The sequence below is a fragment of the Mesorhizobium sp. M1088 genome (assembly GCF_040318575.1).
GTDB lineage: Bacteria > Pseudomonadota > Alphaproteobacteria > Rhizobiales > Rhizobiaceae > Mesorhizobium.
On record NZ_JAMYMO010000001.1, the window covers coordinates 390,504 to 413,358 of the forward strand.

Genomic DNA, 22,855 nt, shown 5'->3' on the forward strand with positions numbered 1-22,855 from the left:
CCCGGAAACGCGTTACGCTGTGGCCATGGATTTGTTGCGCCATAAAAGGACGGCCGCAGGACCCGGCTTTCTCGACGATCAGTTCCTGATTGCCATGCCCGGCATGAAGGATGACCGCTTCACGCGCTCTGTCATCTACATTTGCGCGCACAGCGACGAAGGCGCGATGGGGCTGATCATCAACCAGACGCAGCAGATGCTGTTTCCGGACCTGCTCGTGCAACTCGGCATCATGAACGAGCTGGAGGCAATTCGCCTGCCGCCACCGGCGCGCGACTTCGTCGTGCGCAATGGCGGACCGGTGGATCGTAGCCGCGGCTTCGTTCTGCATTCGGGCGACTACCGGGTGGAATCCTCGCTCGCCGTGTCCGACGATGTCTGTCTGACCGCGACCGTCGACATATTGCGCGCCATCTCCTCCGGCCGCGGACCCCGGCGGGCTCTGATGGCGCTTGGCTATGCCGGCTGGGGTGCGGGCCAGCTTGAAAACGAGATCGTCGAGAATGGCTGGCTGACTTGCCCGGCAAGTGCCGAGCTTCTGTTCGACGCCGACATCGATCGCAAATATGACCGGATCCTCGCCTCGATCGGCATTGATCTCGCGCATCTCAGCCTGGCTGCCGGTCACGCCTGAACCTCATTACGTCCTGAAACTTGTCACGCTTGGGTCAACGGATACTGTTCCTTCAGCGTCTTCAGCACCTGGTCGCCCGGCATCGGCGCGCCGAACATGAAGCTCTGCACGTACTCGCAGCCCATCTGCCGCAACTCCAGCGCATCGCTCTCGTCCGAAATGCCTTCGGCGACAACCGACAGGCCGAGTTCATGCGCCATATTGACCATGGATTTGAGCAGCACCGCACGTTTCGGCGTCGCGTCGTCGACGAAGCTCTTGTCGATCTTGATGGTGTCGAATGGAAAGCGCGTCAGATAGGCCAGCGATGAATAGCCGGTGCCGAAATCATCCAGCGACAGGCCGATGCCAAGCTGCTTCAGCTTGGTCAGCACATGGGCGGTCTGCTCGGGATTGTCCATCACCAGCGATTCGGTGAGTTCGAGCCGGAAGCAGCGCGGTTTCAGGTTGGCTCGCGCGATCACCGAGCGGACGTCGCTGACCAGGTCGCGGCGGATGAGCTGACGGCTGGACAGATTGACCGAGACCGACAGCGGCGCATCGCCGATCTGCTTTTGCCATCCCGCCAGGTCTTCGGCAGCCTGTTGCATGGCGAACAGCCCAAGCTGCACGATCAGGCCGCAGTTTTCGGCGACCGGAATGAAATCAGCCGGCGGGATCATGCCGCGACGCGGATGGTCCCAGCGCAGCAGCGCTTCGAAGCCTGCGACGCTGCCGTCCTCCAGCCGCACGATCGGCTGGTAGGCAAGCGTGAATTCGCGTCGTTCGATGGCGCGGCGCAGATCGGACTCGAACTGCAGCCGGTCGGTGCCGACGGTGCGGAAGGCGGGACGGAACGGCTCGATCCGGTCGCCGCCGAAGCGCTTGGCCTGATGCATGGCAAGCTCGGCATCCTTGACCATGTCCTCGGCCGAGGTCTGCGTGGCGGTCCAGGTGATCAGCCCGATCGAGGCCGTCAGCACGATCTCGCGCTTGGCGAAGGTGATCGGGTTGTTGATGGCGTGCTTGATGGCATCGGCAATGGCCGCGATGCGGGCCGGATCCTGCTCCGACAAAAGCATCAGCGCGAACTGGTCGCCGGCAAAGCGCGACAGCGAATCCTTCGGCTTGAGCAGTCGGTGCAGCCGCCGCGCGATAGTCAAAAGGATGGTATCGCCGGCCGAGATGCCGAGCCCGTCATTGACCTGCTTGAAGCGGTCTATGTCGATGACGAAGACGGTCGGGCGCACCTTCTCTTCGGTGCGGGCGATCGAAATGATCGCCTCCAGCCGGTTCATGAACAACTCGCGGTTGGGCAGGCCGGTCAGATTGTCGTGCACGGCGTCATGCAGCAGCCGTTCCTCGGACTTCTTCTGCTCCGTCACGTCGACCATGGTGCCGACGCAGCGGATGACCTCGCCGTCCGAGCCGATCACCGGCCGGGCGCGCAGCGAAAACCAGTGATAGTGCCCGTCGGCGCCGCGCAGGCGGAAGTTTTGCGACACCCGGCCGCGCCGGTGCTCGAGCACCACGTCGAGTGTCGTGCGAAACGTGTCGCGGTCGTCGGCATGCAGCACCGGCAGCCAGTTGCGGGCGGGCCCGCCGAGACTGTTGGGGGCAAGGCCGAGCTGACTGCTGACGTCGGGACGAGTGACGACGCGGTCGCGCAGCACGTCCCAGTCCCACACGGTATCGCCCGATCCGGCAACCGCCAGCGCCTGCCGCTCGAGATCGGAGAACAGGCCCTGATGCAGGGCGCCGCCGGCAAAAGCGTGCTGCATCACCGTGAAGCCGATCAGCAGGATGATGAGGATCAGCCCGCCGCCCAGCGCCGGCTGGGCGATATCGTTGTCCAGCATGCCGGTGATTGCCATCCACGATCCGCATAGCCACAGCAGAACCATCACCCAACTGGGCACCAGCATGATGGCGCGGTCGTAACCGCGGATACCGAGGAAGATGATCAGGCCGAGCCCGGTCAGCGCGGTGGCGGCGAAGGACAGCCTGGCAATGCCGGCGGCGACCGCCGGATCGATGATGGCGACACCGGCGATCAGCACCAGCCCGAGAATCCAGACCAGCGCGCCGTAGCTGAAATGGCCGTGCCACCGGTTGAGGTTGAGATAGGCAAACAGGAACACCACGAAGGTCGCCGCGAGCGCCACCTCCGTTCCGGCGCGCCACATCTGCTCATTGCCGGGTGAGATCTCTATGATCTTGTTGAGAAAGCCGAAATCGACGCAGATATAGGCAAGCACCGCCCAGGCTAGGGCCGCCGTTGCCGGGAACATCGAGGTCCCCTTGACGACGAAAAGAATGGTCAGGAACAGCGCCAGCAGGCCGGCAATGCCGATGACGATGCCACGAAACAGCGTGTAGGAATTGACCGAGTCCTTGTAGGATTCAGGGTCCCACAGATAGACCTGCGGCAGCTTGGGCGAGGCGAGCTCGGCGATGAAGGTAATCACCGTTCCGGGGTTCAACGTCACCCGGAACACGTCGGCGTCGGGGCTGGTCTGGCGGTCGAGCGCAAAGCCTTCGCTGGGCGTGATCGCGGCGATACGGGTCGAGCCGAGATCCGGCCAGAACAGGCCGGAATTCACCAGCCGGAAATGCGGTGCGACAATCAGCCTGTCGAGCTGCTGGTCGGTGGTATTGGCCAGCGCGAACACCGCCCAGTCACCGCTCGAGCGCGCATCATTTGCCTCGACCTCGATGCGCCGCACGATGCCGTCCGGGCCTGGCGCGGTCGACACCTGAAAATTCTCGCCCTGGTTCCGGTAGATCAAGACGGCCCCCGAAAGATCGAGCGCAACGTCGTCGCGGGCGATCTTGATCGGTTCTACGGCAAAGGCCGAGGACGCCGCGCAGAGCGTGACGATTGCCGCCAGCATAAAGGCAAGCAGCGACCCCTTGCGCAGAAAATTCGTCAAAATCAGCCCTTTGTTCCAACGCCCGGCGGATCGTCCGCGATTCGGGCGTATAGGTAATGGTCCTGCCAGATGCCGTTGATCCTGAGATAGGATCGTAGCAGTCCTTCGCGCCGGAATCCGGCTTTTTCAAGCACGCGGATCGACCGGGCGTTGTCGGGAATACAGGCAGCTTCGATCCGGTGCAATCGCAGCGTTTCGAAGGCGAAACGCGTCACCACTCTTACGGCATCGGTCATCAGGCCGCGTCCGCTGAAGCGCTCGCCGATCCAGTAGCCGATATGGCCGCTTTGGGCGACCCCGTGGCGGATATTGCCGAGGGTGATACCGCCGGCCAGCTTGCCGCTGCTTTTCTCGAAGATGAAGAAGGCGATCGCCGTCCCCTGCGCGTAGTCCTCGCGGTAGCGCCCGATACGATGCCGCCACGCCGTGCGGTCGAGTTCGTCAGGGGTCCATCGCGGCTCCCACGGCTCAAGGAAGGCGCGGCTTTCACTGCGCAGCACCGACCACTCGCGATAGTCGTTGGTCAGCGGTACGCGCAGCGTGACAAGCTCGCCCTTCAGTGCCGGCAGGTCGCGGCGAAAGAAAGGGAGCGCGAACACGACGCTCGAGTAGGCTTAGACGGCGAGCTTGCGGGCAGTGGTCTGCGTGCCCGAAAGCGAATCGAGGATCGCCTCATAGGGCGCGAGCGTACCCACCGGCCCGACGGCTGTAAGCGTCGGCTTGGTCGAAAAAAGCCGCGACGACAGGTCCGTCAGCCGCTCGACCGTCAGCGCCGACAGCCGCTCCATCAACTCTTCCTTGGCTATCGGCCTGCCGAACAGAAGCAACTGCCTGGCGATCTGCGAGGCGCGGCTGGCCGGGCTCTCGGCCGACATGATCAGCCCGGCGCGGTACTGCGCACGCGCCCGGTCGAGCTCCTCCTGCAGGATGTTTTCACCGGCCTTTTGCAGCTCGTCGATGATCACAGGCACCAGCTCGGCAATATCGCTTTGTCCGGTCGCCGCATGGACCCCGAAGACGCCCGTGTCGGAAAAACCCCAATGGAAGGCGTAGACCGAATAGCACAGGCCGCGTTTCTCGCGGATTTCCTGGAAAAGCCGCGACGACATGCCGCCGCCCAGGATCATCGACAGGACCTGGGAGGCGTAGAAATCGCGGACGTGATAGGCGCGGCCCTCGAAACCCAGCACGATCTGCGCGTCCATCAGGTCGCGGTCCTCGCGAAAATCGCCGCCGACATACTGCGCATATTGCGGGATGGTGCCGTCGGCCTTGCCGCGGAAGCTGCCGAGACGCTTTTCGACCTCCCGCACGAAATCGTCGTGCTTGATATCGCCGGCCGCCACCATCACCATGTTCTCGGCGCCGTACTGTCGTTCGATGAAGTCGTGCAGCTGCTTCGAAGTGAAGGATTTGACGGTTTCCGGCGTGCCAAGAATCGAGCGGCCGATAGTCTGGTGGCGGAAGGCGGTCTCGGTAAAGTGATCGAAAACGACGTCGTCGGGCGTATCGTGCGCGGCGCCGATCTCCTGCAGAATCACATGCTGCTCTCGTTCCAACTCCTGCGGATCGAATTCGGATTCCTGCAGGATGTCGGAAAGGATATCGACGGCCAGCGGCACGTCGTCGCTCAGAACCCTTGCATAATAGGAGGTCGTCTCGACGCTGGTGGCGGCATTGATCTCGCCGCCGACGTCCTCGATCTCCGAGGCGATCTCGAAGGCGCTTCGCCGACTGGTGCCCTTGAAAGCCATGTGCTCGAGCAAGTGCGCCATTCCGTGCTCTTCGTCACGCTCGTTGCGTGCGCCCGACTTGACCCAGGCGCCAAGGGCAACAGATTCGAGGCTTGGAAGGGTTTCGGTGGCGACTGTCAGGCCGTTCGACAGACGGCTTACCTCAACACCCATATGGCAATTACTCCCTAACGCGCCGCCCGCGTGTGGCGGCCGACATAATCTTCCACCATTTTCAGGTCGGATGGAAGTACCGTGTATTTTTCCTCGGCACTCATCAACCCGCCTAGCCATGCAGGCAGGGCAGGCGACACGCCGCTGGCGGCTTCGACGGCGGCGGGAAACTTTGCCGGGTGCGCAGTGCCCAGCACCACCATCGGCACCTCACCCGCAGCCTTGCCGGCGGCCACATGCACGGCCGCGGCGGTATGCGGGTCGAGCAGATAGCCGCTCGCCGCAAGTGTGGTGCGGATGGTGGCGGCGACCTCGTCCATGGTGGCGCGGCCGGCGTCGAATTCGGACCGGATCTTGGCGATTTCGCCGGCCTCGATGGTGAAGGCGCCGGACTGCTTGAGCCCGTTCATGTAGCGCCGCACGGCCGAGGCATCGCGGCCGGACGCTTCGAACAGCAAGCGTTCGAAGTTCGAAGACACCTGGATGTCCATCGAGGGGGACGTGGTCGAAAAGACCCCCTTCATGCGGTATTCGCCGGTTGCCAGCGTGCGCGCCAGAATATCGTTGTCGTTGGTGGCGATGATCAGCCGTTCGATCGGCAGCCCCATCTTCTTGGCGGCATAGCCGGCGAAGATGTCGCCGAAATTGCCGGTCGGCACGGTGAAGGAAACCGGCCTGTCGGGCGCGCCGAGCGACAGCGCGGAGGAGAAATAATAGACGATCTGGGCCATGATGCGGGCCCAGTTGATCGAGTTGACGCCGGACAGCGATACCCGGTCACGAAAACCGTGGTCGTTGAACATGTCCTTTACCAGGCTCTGGCAGTCGTCGAAATTGCCTTCGATCGCCAACGCATGGACGTTTGCGGCGGTCGAGGTCGTCATCTGCCGCTGCTGTACCGGCGAGACGCGGCCGTGCGGGAAAAGCACGAAGATGTCGGTGCGGTTGCGCCCGGCAAAGGCATCGATGGCGGCCCCTCCGGTGTCGCCGGAGGTGGCGCCGACAATGGTGGCGCGCTGGTCACGCTCGGCCAGCACATGGTCCATCAGCCGTGCAAGAAGCTGCATCGCCACGTCCTTGAAAGCGAGCGTCGGGCCGTGGAAGAGCTCGAGCACGAAGCTGTTCGGCCCGGTCTGCACCAGCGGGCAGACGGCCTCATGGCGGAAGGTTGCATAGGCTTCGCGCACCAGCCGTTCGAACACCGGCGCCGCGATCTCGCCGCCGAGGAACGGCGACAGCACGCGGATGGCAAGATCGGGATAGGCAAGGCCGCGCATGGCGCGGATCTCGGCTGCGGAAAAATGCGGCCAGGCGCTCGGCAGGTAGAGCCCGCCGTCGCGCGCCAGTCCGGCCAGCACCGCGTCGGAAAATCCAAGCGCGGGCGCTTCCCCGCGGGTACTCACATATTGCATCGTCACGTTTCCATTGCTGCCGGGAATTTTCGCCCGCCGCGAGGTGGTGGATTTCTGCGCTGGATCAGTCGCATTTTTGCCGCGCGGTTGATATACGTCACCGGCTTTGCGAGAGGGAAGTGCAGTTCATGGCGTTTCATTCATTCAACGGTCGTTTTGTCGCGGGTGTGGCGCTCACCGGCTTTATGCTTGCCGCCGCAGGTTGCCAATCGAGCGACAATGGAATTCTCGGCTTCGGCAAAAAGGATGCGACGCCGCCACCGCCACCCGATCCAAAGGTGCTTTCCAGCCAGTTGCAGGCCTATTGCCCGAAAGTGACGTTGCGTGACGGCACCGCCTTCTTCAATACCTACGCCAAGAGCGGTCCGAAGCCGAAGAAAAAACCCGATGTTGCCGCCGAGGAAGCCGCCCAGCCGGCAGTGGACGCGGCAGGCGTCGATCAGCCGGACGATTCCGCCAAGATCATCTATCAGGCTTCGATCACCGATGTGACCCGCGACTGCAGCCGCGCCAACGGCTCCTTGTCGATGAAGATAGCCGTCGCCGGCAAGGTCGTGCCTGGCCCGATGTTCACCCCCGGGACCATCACCATGCCGATCCGCATCGCGGTGATGCACGGCACCGAAGTTCTCTATTCGCAGCTTCACTCCTATCAGGTCCAGGTTACCGATCCTTCGAGTGCCACGCAGTTCGTCTTCACCGATTCCAACGTCGTCGTTCCGGAGCCGACGGCGAAGGACTACCAGGCATATGCCGGGTATGACGAGGGCGCTTCGAAAGTAGCGACAGACAAGCCGAGGAAGAAGAAAGCCGCCGCGACCAACTAAGCCGCTGCATTCGTGCCACGGCGGTTGGAGGCGGCCTCTCAGGCGTCCGCCGACCATTCCGACAGCGCGGCGATCACGCTTTTCAGCTCCGCCCAGCGGCGGATGACCGTTTCCGCGCCGGCCTCGGTCAGCGCATCGGCGTGGCCGGGATAGCTGTGCGCCGCGCCGGTGAAGCCGATGACGCGCATTCCCGCCGTCTTGGCGCCGGTGACGCCATGCACCGAATCCTCGATGACAAAGGTGTTCGCAGGATCGGCCTTGAGCTTTTCCGCGGCGAACCGAAACACGTCCGGCGCCGGCTTGGATTTCCCGGTCGGGGTTTCCAGCGAGGAAAAGATACGGCCGGCAAAGAACGGCAAAAGCTGCACCTTCTCCAGCATGAATTCGATCCGCTCCGAGCGCGAATTCGAACAGACGCAGCGCGGCACTGCTACCGCGGCGACAGCCTCGTGCGCCCCGTCGATGGCACGCACGTCGCTGCGCAGCCTACGATCGACCAGCTGTTCCTCCTTGTCGATCAGCGAGGCCTGGAACGGGATCCGGGACTTTTCCTCGACCCGCATCATGATGTCCTTGAAAGTCAACCCGGCATAGACCTCGGAAATCTCCTCGGCCGATATCTCGTAGCCGGCCGAGGTCAACAGCTCGGCATCGATCCGCGCGGCGATGATTTCGGAATCGACGAGCACGCCGTCGCAATCGAAGATGACAAGGTCTGGCTGGGGCATGGTGATCCGGAAAGCGGGATGAAGGGAATGCCGAGGGCTTTTTGGTCCAAACGGCTCAGGCGGCGCGGCATACACCAACAGGCCGGGCTTCGCAAATTCGGCGGGCTGCTTCACTGAATATTTACGCTGATCGGTAACCATAACGGACAGTAAACAGTAACGCGTGCCTTGGGTGTCACAATGTCTGCCGTGCGTCTTCTCGACGAGCTTTCCGATGTTCCCCAGCAATCCGAGTGGCTGGATACGATCCTGAAGGGCGACTGCGTCGCCGCGCTCGAACGGCTGCCGGAAAAGTCGATCGACGTGATCTTCGCCGATCCGCCCTATAATTTGCAGCTCGATGGCGATCTGCACCGGCCCGATCAATCCAAGGTCGATGCCGTCGACGACCATTGGGACCAGTTCGACAGTTTTGAGGCCTACGACGCCTTCACCCGCGCCTGGCTGCTGGCGGCGCGCCGTGTGTTGAAGCCCAACGGCACGATCTGGGTTATCGGCTCCTACCACAATATTTTCAGGGTCGGCGCCAAGATGCAGGACCTGGGCTTCTGGATCCTCAACGACGTCGTCTGGCGCAAGACCAATCCAATGCCGAATTTCCGTGGCCGCCGTTTCCAGAACGCGCATGAGACGATGATCTGGGCATCGCGCGACCAGAAGGGCAAGGGTTACACATTCAACTACGAGGCGCTGAAGGCGTCGAACGACGACGTCCAGATGCGCTCGGACTGGCTGTTTCCGATCTGCACCGGCGGCGAGCGCCTGAAGAACGACAATGGTGACAAATTGCATCCGACGCAGAAGCCGGAAGCGTTGCTTGCCCGCGTCATGACGGCATCGACCAGGCCGGGCGACATCGTGCTCGACCCGTTCTTCGGTTCAGGCACCACCGGGGCTGTGGCCAAGCGGCTTGGCCGCCACTTCGTCGGCATCGAGCGCGAACAAACCTATATCGATGCCGCCATGGAACGTATCGATGCGGTCCGGCCGCTGGAAGGCGCCAATTTGACGGTACTGACCGGCAAGCGCGCCGAGCCGCGCGTCGCCTTCGTCACCCTTCTCGACAATGGCCTGGTGGCGCCAGGCGCCACGCTCTACGACGCCAAGAAGCGCTGGGCGGCAAAAGTGCGCGCCGACGGCACGCTGGCCATCGGCGACAGTGCCGGGTCGATCCACAAGATCGGCGCCGAGGTCCAGGGGCTGGACGCCTGCAACGGATGGACCTTCTGGCATTATGAGCGCAGCGGCGGCCTGACCCCGATCGACGAGCTTCGCCGCATTGCTCGGCTAGGCATGGAGCGGGCGGGCGCCTGACGGCTTCCGAGTTGCGGCAGATCGGTTAATGCGAAGGCTCAACCAACTCCTGGAACCGATTCAAATCACACTTTGATCCCAAGACTCTCAAGGTCCGCCCTGAGCGTCTTTGCATCGGTGAACAGCACCGACTGCCAGCCCGCCGCCTTGGCGCCGTCGACGTTCTTCTGGCTGTCGTCGATGAACAGCGTCGCTGACGGCTCGAGGCTGAACGCGGCGACGTGGTGGTCATAGATGGCGCGATCCGGCTTGATCTGGCGGATGTCGCCGGAAACGGTGACGCCGCGCGGCCGATTGAGGAAATCGAAGCGCTCGCGGGCCTCGGCGAGCGTATCTGCAGCGAAATTGGTGAGCATCGTCACGTCATGGCCGCTGTCGATCAGGCCGATCATGATGGCGACGCTGTCCTCATAGGCGTGAGGCACCATCTCGTGCCAGTGCCGGCGGAAATTGCGGATATTTTCGGCGTGCTCGGGATATTGCGCGATCGCCAGCGCTTCGGCCTCTTCCCAACTGCGGCCGCGATCCTGCTCGATGTTCCAATCATGCGTGCAGACATTGTCGAAGAACCATTTCCGTTCGTCGGGATCGGGGATCAAGCGACTGAAGGGCAGGTCCGGATCATAGTGGATCAGCACTTTGCCGATGTCGAAAACGATGTGGCGGATTTCAGTCATTCTTCTCTCTTTCAACGCGGCCGCTGCTTTTTCGTCGCGCCCGGTATCGCCGCTTCGATTACCTTTTTCATGACGCTCGGCAGCGCTTCCCCGGAAATTTCATGGGCCAGCGACCAGAAATGCCCGACCGGGGCGGCAACGTCGGTCTCCGCCTTGAACACGTCGAGTTCAAGCGCAAAATGGGTAAAGATATGGCCGATGCGTCCGGCCTGCTGCCAGTTGCCGGGGAGCGGGGCCGCCGCTTCCGTGGTAGCGCCGTCTATGCGCGCCGTCCAGCCGGTCGTCGGCACCTCAGTCATGCCGCCGAGCAGGCCTTTGTCCGCGCGCTTGCGCAGAAGGATGGCGCCGTCGCACCTGACGGCAACGAAGGCGGCACCGCGGCGTAAGGGTCTTTCGGCCTTGGGCAGGCGGACCGGAAAGCGTTCGGGGTCGCCCGAAATCGTGGCGCTGCAGTCCACCCGAACAGGGCACAGAATGCAGCGGGGCCGGCGCGGCGTGCAGATCGTCGCGCCCAGGTCCATCATCGCCTGCGCGAAGTCGCCGGGCCTTGTCGGGGGAACCATGCGTTCGACCTGGCCGCGTATCTCGCCCTTGGCTTCGCCCAGCGGCGTGGCGATCGAAAACAGCCGTGAGACGACCCGTTCGACATTGCCGTCGACGACCGCGGCTGGTCGGTCGAAGGCGATCGCTGCGATCGCCGCCGCCGTATAGGCGCCGATGCCGGGCAGTTCCTTCAAGCCGGACTCGCTGTCAGGAAAGCGGCCGCCTTGCCGCGCGACGAGATCGGCACAGGCTTTGAGGTTACGAGCGCGGGAATAATAGCCGAGCCCGGCCCAGGCCTTCATGACGTCTTCGGTCGGTGCCGCCGCCAGCGCCTGGACCGTTGGCCATTTCTCTGCGAACGCCCGAAAATAGGATTTTACCGCCTCGACCGTGGTTTGCTGCAGCATCACCTCGGAAAGCCAGACCAGATAGGGATCGGGCCGCGCTCCGCCCGCCAGCGCGCGCGGCGAAACGCGCCAGGGCAAGTCGCGGTGATGCGTGTCGTACCAGGCAAGCAGCCGGGAGGCGATCTCGACATTGTCTCCGGATACGGCCTTGCGGGTCTGGTCGTGCAGTGCCATTGATCGAGGGTCGGCCCTAATCCACTGGTGCTGAAGCTGGAGAACGCACATGGCAGGGAAAAGGCCCTTCGGCAATCCCGTTCCGGTGAGCGATCTCGCAACCGAGATCCTCGACCCAGTGCTGCGCAAACGGGCCGGTATGTCGATCGGACTGGTCCAGTCATGGGAAGAAATTGCCGGGCCGCGGCTTGCCGGCCGCTCGCGCCCGGAAAAGATCCAGTGGCCGCGCCGCATACATGAGGACGATCCTTTCGAACCGGCGGTGCTGGTGATTGCCTGCGAGGGTGTGGCGGCGCTGCATCTGCAGCACGAGACCGGCCAGATCATCAACCGGGTCAACGCCTTCCTCGGTTTCAATGCGATCGGTCGGATCAGGATCGTGCAGAAGCCGGTAATGGCGGGCAAGGACAAGCCGAAACCCAGTTTGCGGCCATTGACTGCGGCCGAGAAAGCGAAGCTGTCGGGCACCGTTGGTTTGATCGAGGACGGCGGGCTGCGCGCCTCGCTAGAGCGGCTTGGCGCCACCATTCTCGGTCAAAAGAAACCGTGATCTCGCGCTATCGTGATGGTATGCCCGGATTTGGCGATTGGAATAGGGGCGGTAATGCCTTAATTCGCGCCAACTCTCGCTTTTTGTAGACTTTGCATTGCAAAATCCAACTATTGCCAGGTGATTCGTATGATCCGTTCCTTGTCCCGCAGAAACCTTTTGACTTCGCTGGCCGCAATACCAGCGGTGGCGCTGCTTGCCGCCTGCAGCGACTCGGGCGAGAAAGCCGAGGCGCAGGATGTGAAGCCTGCGGCTCCGGAACCTGCGAAGCCGGCCGCTCCGGCCGCCGCGGCGGCGCCGGAGGCTCAGGGCACGGTCGATATGGCGGCACTGCTGAAGCCCGGCGCATTGCCCGACATGCAACTCGGCAAGGACGATGCAAAGGTCACCATAGTCGAATATGCATCGATGACCTGCCCGCATTGCGCGCATTTCGCCGAGACCACTTTTCCGGAGCTGAAGACGAAATATATCGACACCGGCAAGGCCCGTTACATACTGCGCGAGTTTCCGTTCGATCCCAGCGCCGAGGCCGGTTTCATGCTGGCGCGCTGCTCCAAGGACAACTATTTCCCGATGGTCGACGTGCTGTTCAGGCAGCAGGCGAACTGGGTTGGTGTGAACAATACCAAGGACGCACTGCTGCAAATCGCCAAGCTTGCCGGTTTTACACAGGAGTCCTTCGAGGCCTGCTTGACGGACCAGAAACTTCTGGACGATGTGAGATCCGTCCAGAAGCGCGGCGCCGACGAATTCAAGGTCGATTCCACACCGACCTTTTTCATCAACGGAAAGACCTACAAAGGGGCGATGTCGATTGCGGAAATGTCGGCCATCATCGACCCTCTGCTCTGACGTTTCGGCAGCGCCGAAGCGGCGTCGCTTCGGCGTGCGCACTTCTTTGTCTTGCCGCGGGGTCTCCTTGCAAAACCGCGGAACAGCGTTGCGAAACTTGGCTATGGGCCGGCGCGAATGAAGTTCTCGCGCCTTCGCCTGCTCGGCTTCAAATCCTTCGTCGAACCCGGCGAGTTCGTCATCGAACGCGGCCTGACCGGCATAGTCGGGCCGAACGGCTGCGGCAAGTCGAACCTGGTCGAGGCGCTGCGCTGGGTTATGGGCGAAAGCTCCTACAAGAACATGCGTGCGTCCGGCATGGACGACGTCATCTTTTCCGGCTCGGGAACGCGTCCGGCCCGCAACACCGCCGAAGTCACGCTGTTCCTCGACAATAGCGACCGCACCGCGCCGTCCGCCTTCAACGACGCCGATGAGTTGCAGGTCTCGCGCCGCATCGAGCGCGAGGCCGGCTCGCTCTACCGCATCAACGGCAAGGAGGCTCGCGCCAAGGACGTTCAGCTGCTGTTCGCCGACCAGTCGACCGGCGCCCGCTCGCCCTCGATGGTCGGCCAAGGCCGCATAGGCGAGCTGATCCAGGCAAAGCCGCAGGCGCGCCGCGCGCTGCTGGAAGAGGCGGCCGGAATTTCCGGCCTGCATACGCGCCGCCACGAAGCCGAGCTGCGGCTGAAGGCGGCGGAACAGAACCTCGAAAGGCTGGACGACGTCGTCGGCGAGCTGGAAAGCCAGATTGAAAGCCTGAAACGCCAGGCCCGCCAGGCCTCGCGCTTCAAGAACCTGTCGGCCGACATCCGCAAGGCCGAAGCGACGCTGCTGCATCTGCGCTGGACGCTGGCCAAGACGCAGGAAGGGGAAGCGCGTTCGGCGCTGGCGATTGCCACCGCGCTGGTCGGCGACCGTGCCGCCGCCCAGATGGCTGCCGCCAGGGAACAAGGTATCAACGCCCACCGGCTGCCGGACTTGCGCGATGCGGAAGCCGCTGCCGCCGCCGCCTTCCAGCGTCTGTCGATCGCCAAGGCGCAGATCGAGGAAGAGGCGGGCCGCATCCGCGCCCGCCAGGCAGAGCTCGACCGCCGACTGCAACAGCTCGATGGCGACCTTGCCCGTGAGGAGCGCATGGTCCGCGATAATGCGGATATCCTCGAACGCCTCGCCGCCGAAGAAGCCGCGCTCAATGCCGAAAACGCCGGCGCCGCCGAGCGCGAGGCCAGCACCCGCGCGGCTTTCGAGCAGGCGGCATCGACGCTTGCCTCGAGCGAGGTCAGGCTCGCCGCGCTGACCGCCGAACGGGCGGAGGCTGCCGCCTCGCGCAACCAGATCGAACGGACGCTGCGCGACACCGCTGAGCGCCGCGACCGCTTTGCCCGCCAGCTTGCCGATGTCGACCGCGAACTGTCGGAGATCGTCTCCAGGGTCGCCGGCCTGCCCGATCCCGCCGAGAAGCGGCTACTGGTCGATCAGGCGCTGGCGCTGCTCGAAAAGGCCGAGGCAGCCGCCATTGCCGCCGAACAGGCGGTCGCCGAGGCGCGTGCAGACGAAAGTGCTGCCCGCCCACCGGTTCAGGACACAAAGGCCGAGCTGGCGCGGATCGAAACCGAGGCCCGCACGCTGGCCAAGATCCTCAACGCCGCCAGCGGCGATCTATTTCCCTCGGTGCTGGAGCAGATCAGCGTCGAGCGTGGCTACGAGACGGCGCTGGGTGCCGCGCTTGGCGAAGATCTCGACGTGCCGCTCGACCGCAGTGCGCCGGTGCATTGGGGCCAGAGCGAAATCCAGCCTGCCGACGCCGCATTGCCCGAAGGCATAAGGAGCCTCGCCAGCGTTGTGCGTGCGCCGGCACAGCTGGCCCGCAGGCTGGCCCAGATCGGCATTGTCGAAGCCGCCGACGGAAGACGGCTGCAGACGTTGCTTGCTCCCGGTCAACGGCTGGTCAGCCGCGAAGGCGCGCTCTGGCGTTGGGACGGCTTCACCGCCAGCGCCGATGCCCCGACCGCCGCCGCGCAGCGGCTGGCGCAGAAAAACCGGCTGGCCGAGCTCGATGCCGAAGTAGTCCATGCCACGCGCGCCCTGCGCGAAGCTGAACAAGCCCTTGCCCGGGCCGAACAGGCGCGTGCCCAGGCGAGCGAGGCCGAACGCAACGCCCGACAGGCCGGACGCGATGCCCAGCACGGGCTCGATGCTGCCCGCAATACGCTGGCCGAGGCCGAAAGAGCCGGCGGCGAGCTGTCGAGCCGGCGTGCAGCACTTGACGAGGCGCGCGCACGCATTGTCGACAGCCATGAGGAAACGGCGGCGGCATTCGTCGAGGCGGAAATGCTGCTGCAGGACGCGCCCGATCTCGGCGATCTGCAATTGCAGCTCGAGCAGTCGGCGGCCAACGTCGCCCGCGACCGCGCCGCCCTTGCCGATGCGCGTGCCGTTCACGAGGGCCTGAGGCGGGAAGCCGAGGCACGTGCGCGTCGGCTCGATGCCATCGGCGCGGAACGGTGCAACTGGGTGGAGCGAGCCGAAAACGCCTCGACACAGATCGCGGCGCTCGGCGAACGCAAGGCGGAGGCCGAGGCCGAGCGCGAGCAACTGGCCGACGCCCCCGACGAGATCGACGCCAAGCGGCGCGCCCTGCTGTCGCAACTCGCCGAGGCCGAAAGCCTGCGCAAGGCGGCGGGCGACCGCTTGCAGGAAGCGGAGAACCGCCAGTCCGAGCTGGACAAGGCTGCGACTGCTGCCATCCAGTCGCTGGCCGAGGCGCGCGAATCCCGCGTTCGCGCCGAAGAGCGGCTGACCGCCGCCGACGAGCGTCGGCTGGAAGTCGAGGCGCGCATCCAGGAAACGCTGAACACGCCGCCGCATCTGGTGATCCGCCACACCGGCCTCGAACCCGACAGCCCGATGCCCGAAATGGCCGAGATCGAGCGTCAGCTCGACCGGCTGAAGGTCGAACGCGAACGGCTCGGTGCCGTCAATCTGCGCGCCGAGGAGGAGCAGAAGGAACTGTCGGACCGGCTGGAGACCATCGTCTCCGAGCGCGACGACATCATCGAGGCGATCCGCAAGCTGCGGCAGGCGATTCATAGCCTGAACCGCGAAGGCCGCGAGCGGCTGCTCGCCGCCTTCGAGGTGGTCAACGGCCATTTTCAACGGCTGTTTTCGCATCTGTTCGGCGGCGGCACCGCCGAGCTGCAACTGATCGAGTCCGACGATCCGCTCGAAGCGGGGCTCGAGATCCTGGCGCGTCCGCCCGGCAAGAAGCCGCAGACGATGACGCTGCTGTCCGGCGGCGAGCAGGCGTTGACGGCGATGTCGCTGATCTTCGCCGTGTTCCTGACCAACCCGGCGCCGATCTGCGTGCTCGACGAAGTCGACGCGCCGCTCGATGACCACAATGTCGAGCGTTTCTGCAATCTGATGGACGAAATGGCCGCAACCACCGAAACGCGCTTCGTCATCATCACACACAACCCGATCACCATGGCGCGCATGGACCGGCTGTTTGGGGTGACCATGGCCGAGCAAGGCGTCAGCCAACTGGTGTCGGTTGACCTGCAGGCGGCCGAAGCCATGCGCGAGGCAAGCTGACGCATCAGCTTAATGGTGGTCTCCACCTCGGCTTTCGACTATAGCACGACAAAATGGGCCGGATCTGCCGCTCCAGATACCGGCCCGGCTATGCGCGTGGAGAAGCTTGTTGCCTATACTTGTCACCGGAGCCGCGGGGTTCATTGGCAGCCACGTTTGCCACCATCTGCTCGACCGGGGAGAAGCGGTCGTCGGCGTCGACAACATGAACGACTATTACGACCTGGCGCTCAAAAAGGGGCGGCTTGCCGGCCTTCTGCCCCATAAGGATTTTTCGTTCCACCAGATCGATATTGCCGAACAGGGCGCGCTTGCAGCCGCTTTGGCCGGGCAAGGCATCGTTAGGATCGTGCACCTTGCCGCGCAGGCGGGCGTGCGCCACTCACTCGACAATCCGCGGCTCTATATCCGCTCCAATGTCATGGGCCACCTCGAAGTGCTCGAATTCTGTCGCGCCGAACCGGCATTCGAGCATCTGGTCTATGCCTCGTCGAGCTCGGTGTATGGCGGCAACCGCAGCGTGCCGTTCAGCGAAGCCGATCAGGTCGACAAGCCCGTTTCGCTTTACGCCGCCACCAAGAAAGCCGATGAGTTGATGAGCCACACCTACGCCCATCTGTTCGGCATACCGCAGACCGGCCTGCGGTTTTTCACGGTCTACGGTCCCTGGGGCCGTCCCGACATGGCCTATTGGATGTTCACCCAGGCGATGCTCAAGGGCAAGCCGATCCGGGTCTTCAACAATGGCGAAATGTGGCGCGATTTCACCTACATAGACGATGTTGTGAAGGCGGTTGTCGCCGTGCTCGACAAGCCGCCGGCGGCTGACGTTCCGCCGAACAGGCTCTACAATGTCGGCAACAACCGGCCGGTGCGTCTGGGCGACTTCATCGACATTCTGGAAAGGCTGCTCAAGGTCAAGGCAATCCGCCACAACGAGCCGATGCAGGCGAGCGACGTCGAGAAGACCTACGCCGACATGACCGCGCTGGAGCGGGATTTCGGCTTCAAGCCTAGCGTTTCGATAGAGGACGGGCTGAAGAAGTTTGTCGACTGGTACCGGCCGTACTCGAAGCAGTGATTTGCACCGCTCGCCGTGATGCCTTCAAGCTGACATCTGAAGTGGGGCGCAAGTCGGTCCGCAAAAAGCATCATTTTGTCCTAACATCCTGTTAACCACATGCTCGCTGAAACGTATCCGATTAACCTTTGAGGCGCTTATGACCGCTATGTTTCGTGGCTTGCTGTTCAGTATGAGCTGTGTGGATGTGCGGATTCGGGGGCTATTTCGGTTCAGTCCGGGATGCGGAAGCTTTGCTTGCGCGCATGACGTCTGCGATCGCCCATCGCGGGCCGGATGAACAAGGGAAATTCGTAGCGCCCGAGGCTGGACTTGGGCATGCGCGGCTGTCGGTGATTGGGATTGGTGATGGCCAGCAGCCGATGTCCGACGAAACCGGCGATTTGACGGTTGCGTTCAACGGCGAGATCTTCAACTACGTGGAATTGCGCGAAGGGCTGCTGGCCAAGGGCCGACGCTTCCGCACGTCGAGCGACACAGAGGTTCTCCTGCAGCTGTATGACGAGATGGGCGAAGACTGTCTGTCGCTCCTGAACGGTGATTTCGCCTTCGCGATTTGGGATAACCGGCGGCGGCGGATGGTGCTTGCAAGAGACCGCATGGGTGTTCGGCCGCTGTTCTACACCAGCAAGGACGGGGTGCTCTACTTTGCGTCGGAGATAAAGGCCCTGCTGACGGTACCCGGCGTCTCGGCCGAAATCGATCCAATTGCACTCGACCAGATCTTTACGCTGTGGGCGCCGATCGCTCCACGCACGGCTTTCCGCAACATCCACGAGCTGGAGCCGGCAAGCGTGATGATCGCGACACAGGGGCAAGTCACGGTCAAACCATATTGGCACCTAGACTACCCGTATCCGGATAGGCCATCGAAGATCACCAATGAGGACGACGCGGCCGAGGAACTGCAGGCCCTGTTGACCGACGCGGTGAGGCTTCGGATGCGCGCCGACGTGCCGGTCGGTTCTTACCTTTCGGGCGGGCTCGATTCATCCCTCGTTTCGGCACTCGCGGCCGGCATGACTCCTCTTAAGCTGCAGACATTTTCCGTGACGTTCGACAGCGGCGAGCATGACGAAAGCGCCTTCCAGACCGAAATGGCGTCAGCACTTGGCACACGCCATCGAACCATTGCGTGTCGTGCCGGCGATATCGCCGGTGCGTTTCCCGAAGTCATCCGCTTTACCGAGCGGCCGATCATCCGCACGGCCCCAGCCCCCCTCTATCAACTGTCCGGCCTCGTTCGCCAGGCCGGTTTGAAAGTAGTGCTGACAGGCGAAGGCGCCGACGAGGTCTTTGCCGGCTATGATGTCTTCAAGGAAGCGCGGGTTCGCCGTTTCTGCGCGCGACAGCCGGCATCGCGCATAAGGCCACAACTGTTCCGCAAGCTTTATCCCTATCTGCCGGGCCTGCAACAGCAGTCCGTGGAGTACCTGGCTGCGTTCTTCGGAACCGGCAGCGCTGCCCTGGACGATCCGCTGTTCTCGCATCGGCCGCGTTTCAAGACCACATCAGCGGCGAAGATGTTCTTTTCCGGTGACCTGCGCGCGACATTGAAGGGGTATGACGCAGCCGAGGACCTGGCCAGCCGGTTGCCTGAGGCGTTTTCCCGGTGGCATCCGCTGCATCAGGCGCAATATCTAGAAACCCGCTTCCTCCTGCCGGGCTACATCCTCTCCAGCCAGGGCGATCGCATGGCCATGGCGCACGGTATCGAAGGGCGGTTCCCCTTCCTTGACCATCGCTTGGTGGAGTTTGCGGCAAGACTTCCGCCGGAGATGAAGCTGAAGGGACTGGTGGAAAAACACATATTGCGCAAAGCTGCCAAGCACCTGCTTCCGACGGCCATCCGCGAGCGCACCAAACAGCCTTACCGGGCGCCGGAAGCCCGCTCCTTCGTGGGAGCCGGAGAATTGGACTACGTACGCGACTCGCTGAGCGAGGCGAGTATCGCCTCCGGAGGACTATTCAACGCCAAGGCGGTGGCGAACCTGCACGAGAAATGCCGCTTGCAGCCAGCGTCCGGATTCCGCGACAATGCGGCTTTCGTCGGCATTTTGTCGGCGCAACTGTGGCAGAAGATTTTCACCGGCGAAAAGGTCGGTGAAGCACGAGCGGCCTGAGAAATCGAGGGAATGAAAAATCATGGTAGCAATCAAGGACAAGGTCAAAACCTTTATCGTCGACAACTTCCTGTTCGGCGACACGTCCTACGAGCTTGCAGACACCGCATCACTGATCGAGAACGGCATCATCGACTCGACGGCCGTGTTGGAGCTAGTGGCATTCATAGAGGATGATTTTGGCATAGCGATGGTCGATGCCGACATCGTACCGGCCAATCTGGATTCGATTGACCGTATCTCAGCCTTCGTCAAGGCAAAAGCAGAAGCGCTGGCAGCATAGGCGCCATCGGTGAGGAGCGTCCGTGCGGATCGAACATTTTCTGACGGCGAAGGCCGCTGCCCATCCAGCCAAAACGGCATTGATCACCGAGCACAAAAGGCTGTGCTACAAAGAGCTGGACGATCTCTCGAGCCGCTTGGCCGCCGCCCTTTTTTTGAATGGCGTCAGGCGCGACGACCGGGTGCTGATCTTCATGGACAATTGCTGGGAGGCTGCGGTTTCGATTTTCGCAGTTCTTAAAGCAGGCGCGACTTTCAGTCCGATCAACGCATCCACCAAGGCCGAAAAGCTAGCCTACATCATCGCCGATTGCGATGCCGCCGCGATCCTCACGCAAGCAAGACTGATGCCCGTGGTCGCCGAGGCGTCCGGATCCTCCGGCGAGACGTCCTCCGGCAAGACCGGCATCTTCGTGGCTTCCACCGTTGCTGCCGATAGCCAATGCCCGGCAGGGGCCACATCCCTGGCGGAGTGCTTGACGGTCCAAGTCAGGGAGATTGACCATCGCGGCGTTGACGTCGATCTTGCGATGTTGATCTACACCTCGGGCTCGACCGGCCGGCCCAAGGGTGTGATGATGACGCACCGCAATTGCGACGCGGCGGCCGACTCCATCACCAACTACCTGCGCAACTCGCCCGACGACATCATCTTGAATGTTCTGCCCCTCGCTTTCGACTACGGCCTCTATCAATTGCTGATGGCCGTCAGGCTCGGCGCCACGCTCGTGCTCGAGAAGTCCTTCGCTTTTCCCCAGGCGGTCTTTGAACGCATCCGCCAGGAAGGCGTCACCGGGCTTCCGCTCGTGCCCACGATGGCAGCGATGATCCTGCAGTTGAGGGACCTGGCGCCGGGCTTCCTGCCCAGCCTTCGCTATATTTCCAACACGGCGGCTGCCTTGCCGCCGCCTCACATCGAACGCCTTCGGTTCCTTTTCCCCGGTGTCAGGCTCTATTCGATGTATGGCCTGACGGAATGCAAGCGCTGCACCTATCTGCCGCCCGAGGAGCTCGACCGCCGGCCGGGCTCGGTCGGAATAGCCATTCCGAACACCGAAGCCTTTGTCGTCGACGACGAGGGGCAACGGGTGCCGCCGGGCGTAGCGGGTGAGCTGGTCATTCGCGGGCCGCACGTCATGCAGGGTTATTGGCGAAACGAAGCTGCGACGGCACGAGCCCTGCGCCGGGGTCCGAACCCTTGGGAGAAGGTTCTCTACACCGGCGATCTTTTCAGGGCCGATGAGGAAGGCTTTCTTTATTTCGTCGGCCGCAAGGACGACATCATAAAGTCGCGGGGAGAGAAGGTGGCGCCCAAGGAAGTGGAAGCCGTGCTTCACGCTCATCCGGGCATCGCGGAAGCGGTGGTTGTCGGTGTGCCGGATCCCGTGCTCGGGCATGCGATCGGCGCAGTTATAGTACGGTCCGACCCGGCGCTTACCGAAAAGGATATCATACGTCACTGTGCACGCCACCTTGAGGACTTCATGGTCCCCAAGGTCGTCGAGTTCCGCCGCGAGCTGCCGAAGACCGATACCGGCAAGGTCAGCCGTCGGCTTGCGGCAGAAACCATGGAGGCCGCGCAATGAATGTTCGCCCGACCGAGGATGCGCGGACCTTTCTGGCGCAGGCTCTGGCAATCGACCTGATCACCGAAACGGACCGTATCGTAACGGCCTTGCGCCAGCAGTTGCGCGGGCTTCGCAAGCGGGGCCTTGTGCTCGGTCTTTCGGGCGGGATCGATTCGAGCGTGTCGGTCGCGTTGGCGGTACGAGCCGTTGGCCCCAAGAATGTGCTTTGCCTGTTCATGCCGGAAAGCGATTCCGATCCTGAAAGTCTGCGGCTCGGCCGCCTCGTCGCCGAAAGTTTCGGTGTCGAGGCTGTGACGGAGGATATCGGGCCGATCCTGCGCGCAATGGGCTGCTACAGGCGTCGCGACGCCTTCATCCGCGAATTGGTCCCGGAATACGGCGAAGGCTGGGCTTCGAAGATCGTGATCGCGAACGCCCTTGAGGGCGGGGGCTACAATATCTCGTCCCTGGTGGTGCAAGACCCGGAGGGCAAGCAGACGAAACGGAGAATGCCGCTGCCTGTCTATCTCGGCGTCGTCGCCGCTACCAATATGAAGCAGCGCACCCGCAAGCAGATTGAATACTATCATGCGGATCGCCTGAACTTCGCCGTTCTTGGAACCCCGAACCGGCTGGAATACGATCAGGGTTTCTTCGTGAAGAACGGTGACGGCGCCGCGGACGTCAAGCCGATTGCCCACCTCTATAAAACACAGGTCTATGCGCTTGCGGCCCATCTCGGTATTCCGGAAGAAATCCGCAACCGGCCTCCGACCACCGATACCTACTCGCTGGCGCAGACCCAGGAGGAGTTCTACTTCTCGCTTCCCTATGACCGTATGGATCTTTGCCTTTACGGTCTCAACAACGGCGTGGCGGCTGAGGTGGTGGGGCAGGCGGCGGGGTTGGCCGCCTCACAAGTGGAACACGTCTGGGCCGATATCATCGCCAAACGCAAGGCGACGCGTTATCTGCACATGCGTCCGCAACTCGTCGAGGAAGTCGAAGAACTCGGTACCTGACCTGCTTCGAGACCGGCCACGTCCCAGGCCGCCGTCATGGCCGAGATGGGCGGGAAGTTGCCGTTCGTCTCATCTGCGAGAACGAGCACGTTGCGCCATATCCGGACCCATGCCAGTGATGCCGTGAATGTTAAGTCTCGGCTCCGATGCCGACGTTCCGCCCGAGTTCGAAGACTGACCGCGACCGTTCTGCGGCCTTCGCATCGACAGCGCCAATGAGCGGCGTCCCACATCCCACTCCTTGTGTCCATTGGGAGGGGTCG

Annotated in this window: 18 protein-coding genes; 11 read left to right on the forward strand and 7 right to left on the reverse strand. The window is 62.9% G+C overall.

Features of this window, described 5'->3' with window-relative positions; all coding sequences use genetic code 11:
- Positions 1 to 25: 25 nt before the first annotated feature.
- Positions 26 to 634, forward strand: a complete 609-nt coding sequence (locus NKH49_RS02035) for a YqgE/AlgH family protein (RefSeq protein ID WP_031211061.1) — start codon at positions 26 to 28, stop codon at positions 632 to 634.
- Between the two features lie 23 nt (positions 635 to 657).
- On the opposite strand, the gene NKH49_RS02040 is transcribed toward NKH49_RS02035, so the two are convergent.
- The 4 genes from NKH49_RS02040 to thrC are packed head-to-tail and all read right to left on the reverse strand — an operon-like array spanning position 658 to position 6,865.
- Positions 658 to 3,546, reverse strand: a complete 2,889-nt coding sequence (locus NKH49_RS02040; RefSeq protein WP_352612424.1) for an EAL domain-containing protein — start codon at positions 3,544 to 3,546, stop codon at positions 658 to 660.
- Between the two features lie 2 nt (positions 3,547 to 3,548).
- The gene (locus NKH49_RS02045) at positions 3,549 to 4,145 is read right to left on the reverse strand and encodes a GNAT family N-acetyltransferase (RefSeq protein ID WP_352470647.1); all 597 of its coding nucleotides are present in this window, start codon (positions 4,143 to 4,145) and stop codon (positions 3,549 to 3,551) included.
- 15 nt (positions 4,146 to 4,160) lie between these two features.
- Positions 4,161 to 5,453, reverse strand: coding sequence for a M16 family metallopeptidase (locus NKH49_RS02050; protein WP_352612426.1), 1,293 nt, complete (start codon positions 5,451 to 5,453; stop codon positions 4,161 to 4,163).
- 14 nt (positions 5,454 to 5,467) lie between these two features.
- Positions 5,468 to 6,865 (reverse strand): threonine synthase, encoded by a 1,398-nt coding sequence (gene thrC / locus NKH49_RS02055; RefSeq protein WP_352501950.1) that lies wholly within the window; start codon positions 6,863 to 6,865, stop codon positions 5,468 to 5,470.
- A gap of 128 nt (positions 6,866 to 6,993) precedes the next feature.
- Here thrC and NKH49_RS02060 point away from each other — a divergent pair, with 128 nt between their 5' ends.
- Entirely contained in the window at positions 6,994 to 7,692 is a 699-nt protein-coding gene (locus NKH49_RS02060; protein ID WP_352612429.1) for a hypothetical protein, read from the forward strand.
- A 38-nt stretch (positions 7,693 to 7,730) separates the two neighbouring features.
- On the opposite strand, the gene NKH49_RS02065 is transcribed toward NKH49_RS02060, so the two are convergent.
- Positions 7,731 to 8,420 carry an HAD family hydrolase gene (locus tag NKH49_RS02065; protein ID WP_023674153.1) on the reverse strand — a complete coding sequence of 230 codons (690 nt, stop codon included), beginning with the start codon at positions 8,418 to 8,420 and terminating at the stop codon, positions 7,731 to 7,733.
- Positions 8,421 to 8,600: 180 nt separating this feature from the next.
- Here NKH49_RS02065 and NKH49_RS02070 point away from each other — a divergent pair, with 180 nt between their 5' ends.
- Positions 8,601 to 9,734, forward strand: coding sequence for a site-specific DNA-methyltransferase (locus tag NKH49_RS02070; protein WP_352470643.1), 1,134 nt, complete (start codon positions 8,601 to 8,603; stop codon positions 9,732 to 9,734).
- 65 nt (positions 9,735 to 9,799) lie between these two features.
- Here the strand turns inward: NKH49_RS02070 and NKH49_RS02075 are convergent, their stop codons facing one another.
- Both NKH49_RS02075 and mutY read right to left on the reverse strand, forming a co-directional pair.
- Entirely contained in the window at positions 9,800 to 10,411 is a 612-nt protein-coding gene (locus NKH49_RS02075) for an HAD family hydrolase (RefSeq protein ID WP_352470642.1), read from the reverse strand.
- Positions 10,412 to 10,422: 11 nt separating this feature from the next.
- Positions 10,423 to 11,535, reverse strand: coding sequence for an A/G-specific adenine glycosylase (mutY, locus tag NKH49_RS02080; protein ID WP_352612431.1), 1,113 nt, complete (start codon positions 11,533 to 11,535; stop codon positions 10,423 to 10,425).
- 49 nt (positions 11,536 to 11,584) lie between these two features.
- On the opposite strand from mutY, the gene NKH49_RS02085 reads away from it, so the two are divergent.
- From NKH49_RS02085 to nadE, 8 genes are all read left to right on the forward strand, one after another.
- Complete coding sequence (locus NKH49_RS02085; protein WP_352612433.1) at positions 11,585 to 12,085, forward strand: DUF721 domain-containing protein; 501 nt, start codon at positions 11,585 to 11,587, stop codon at positions 12,083 to 12,085.
- 129 nt (positions 12,086 to 12,214) lie between these two features.
- On the forward strand, positions 12,215 to 12,940 hold the full coding sequence (locus tag NKH49_RS02090) for a DsbA family protein (protein ID WP_023674158.1): 726 nt from the start codon (positions 12,215 to 12,217) through the stop codon (positions 12,938 to 12,940).
- Between the two features lie 117 nt (positions 12,941 to 13,057).
- Positions 13,058 to 16,516, forward strand: coding sequence for a chromosome segregation protein SMC (gene smc, locus NKH49_RS02095; protein WP_352470638.1), 3,459 nt, complete (start codon positions 13,058 to 13,060; stop codon positions 16,514 to 16,516).
- Between the two features lie 109 nt (positions 16,517 to 16,625).
- Positions 16,626 to 17,597: an NAD-dependent epimerase/dehydratase family protein gene (locus tag NKH49_RS02100; protein ID WP_352925112.1), complete on the forward strand. Its 972-nt coding sequence runs from the start codon at positions 16,626 to 16,628 to the stop codon at positions 17,595 to 17,597.
- 185 nt (positions 17,598 to 17,782) lie between these two features.
- Entirely contained in the window at positions 17,783 to 19,720 is a 1,938-nt protein-coding gene (asnB, locus tag NKH49_RS02105; protein ID WP_352470636.1) for an asparagine synthase (glutamine-hydrolyzing), read from the forward strand.
- Between the two features lie 19 nt (positions 19,721 to 19,739).
- Complete coding sequence (locus NKH49_RS02110) at positions 19,740 to 20,003, forward strand: acyl carrier protein (protein WP_352470706.1); 264 nt, start codon at positions 19,740 to 19,742, stop codon at positions 20,001 to 20,003.
- Between the two features lie 22 nt (positions 20,004 to 20,025).
- The gene (locus tag NKH49_RS02115) at positions 20,026 to 21,588 is read left to right on the forward strand and encodes a class I adenylate-forming enzyme family protein (protein WP_352470635.1); all 1,563 of its coding nucleotides are present in this window, start codon (positions 20,026 to 20,028) and stop codon (positions 21,586 to 21,588) included.
- A complete protein-coding gene (gene nadE / locus NKH49_RS02120) occupies positions 21,585 to 22,592 on the forward strand; it encodes an NAD(+) synthase (protein WP_352925114.1) in 1,008 nt (335 codons plus the stop codon). The genes NKH49_RS02115 and nadE overlap by 4 nt, the downstream gene beginning before the upstream one ends.
- The last annotated feature ends 263 nt before the right edge of the window (positions 22,593 to 22,855 follow it).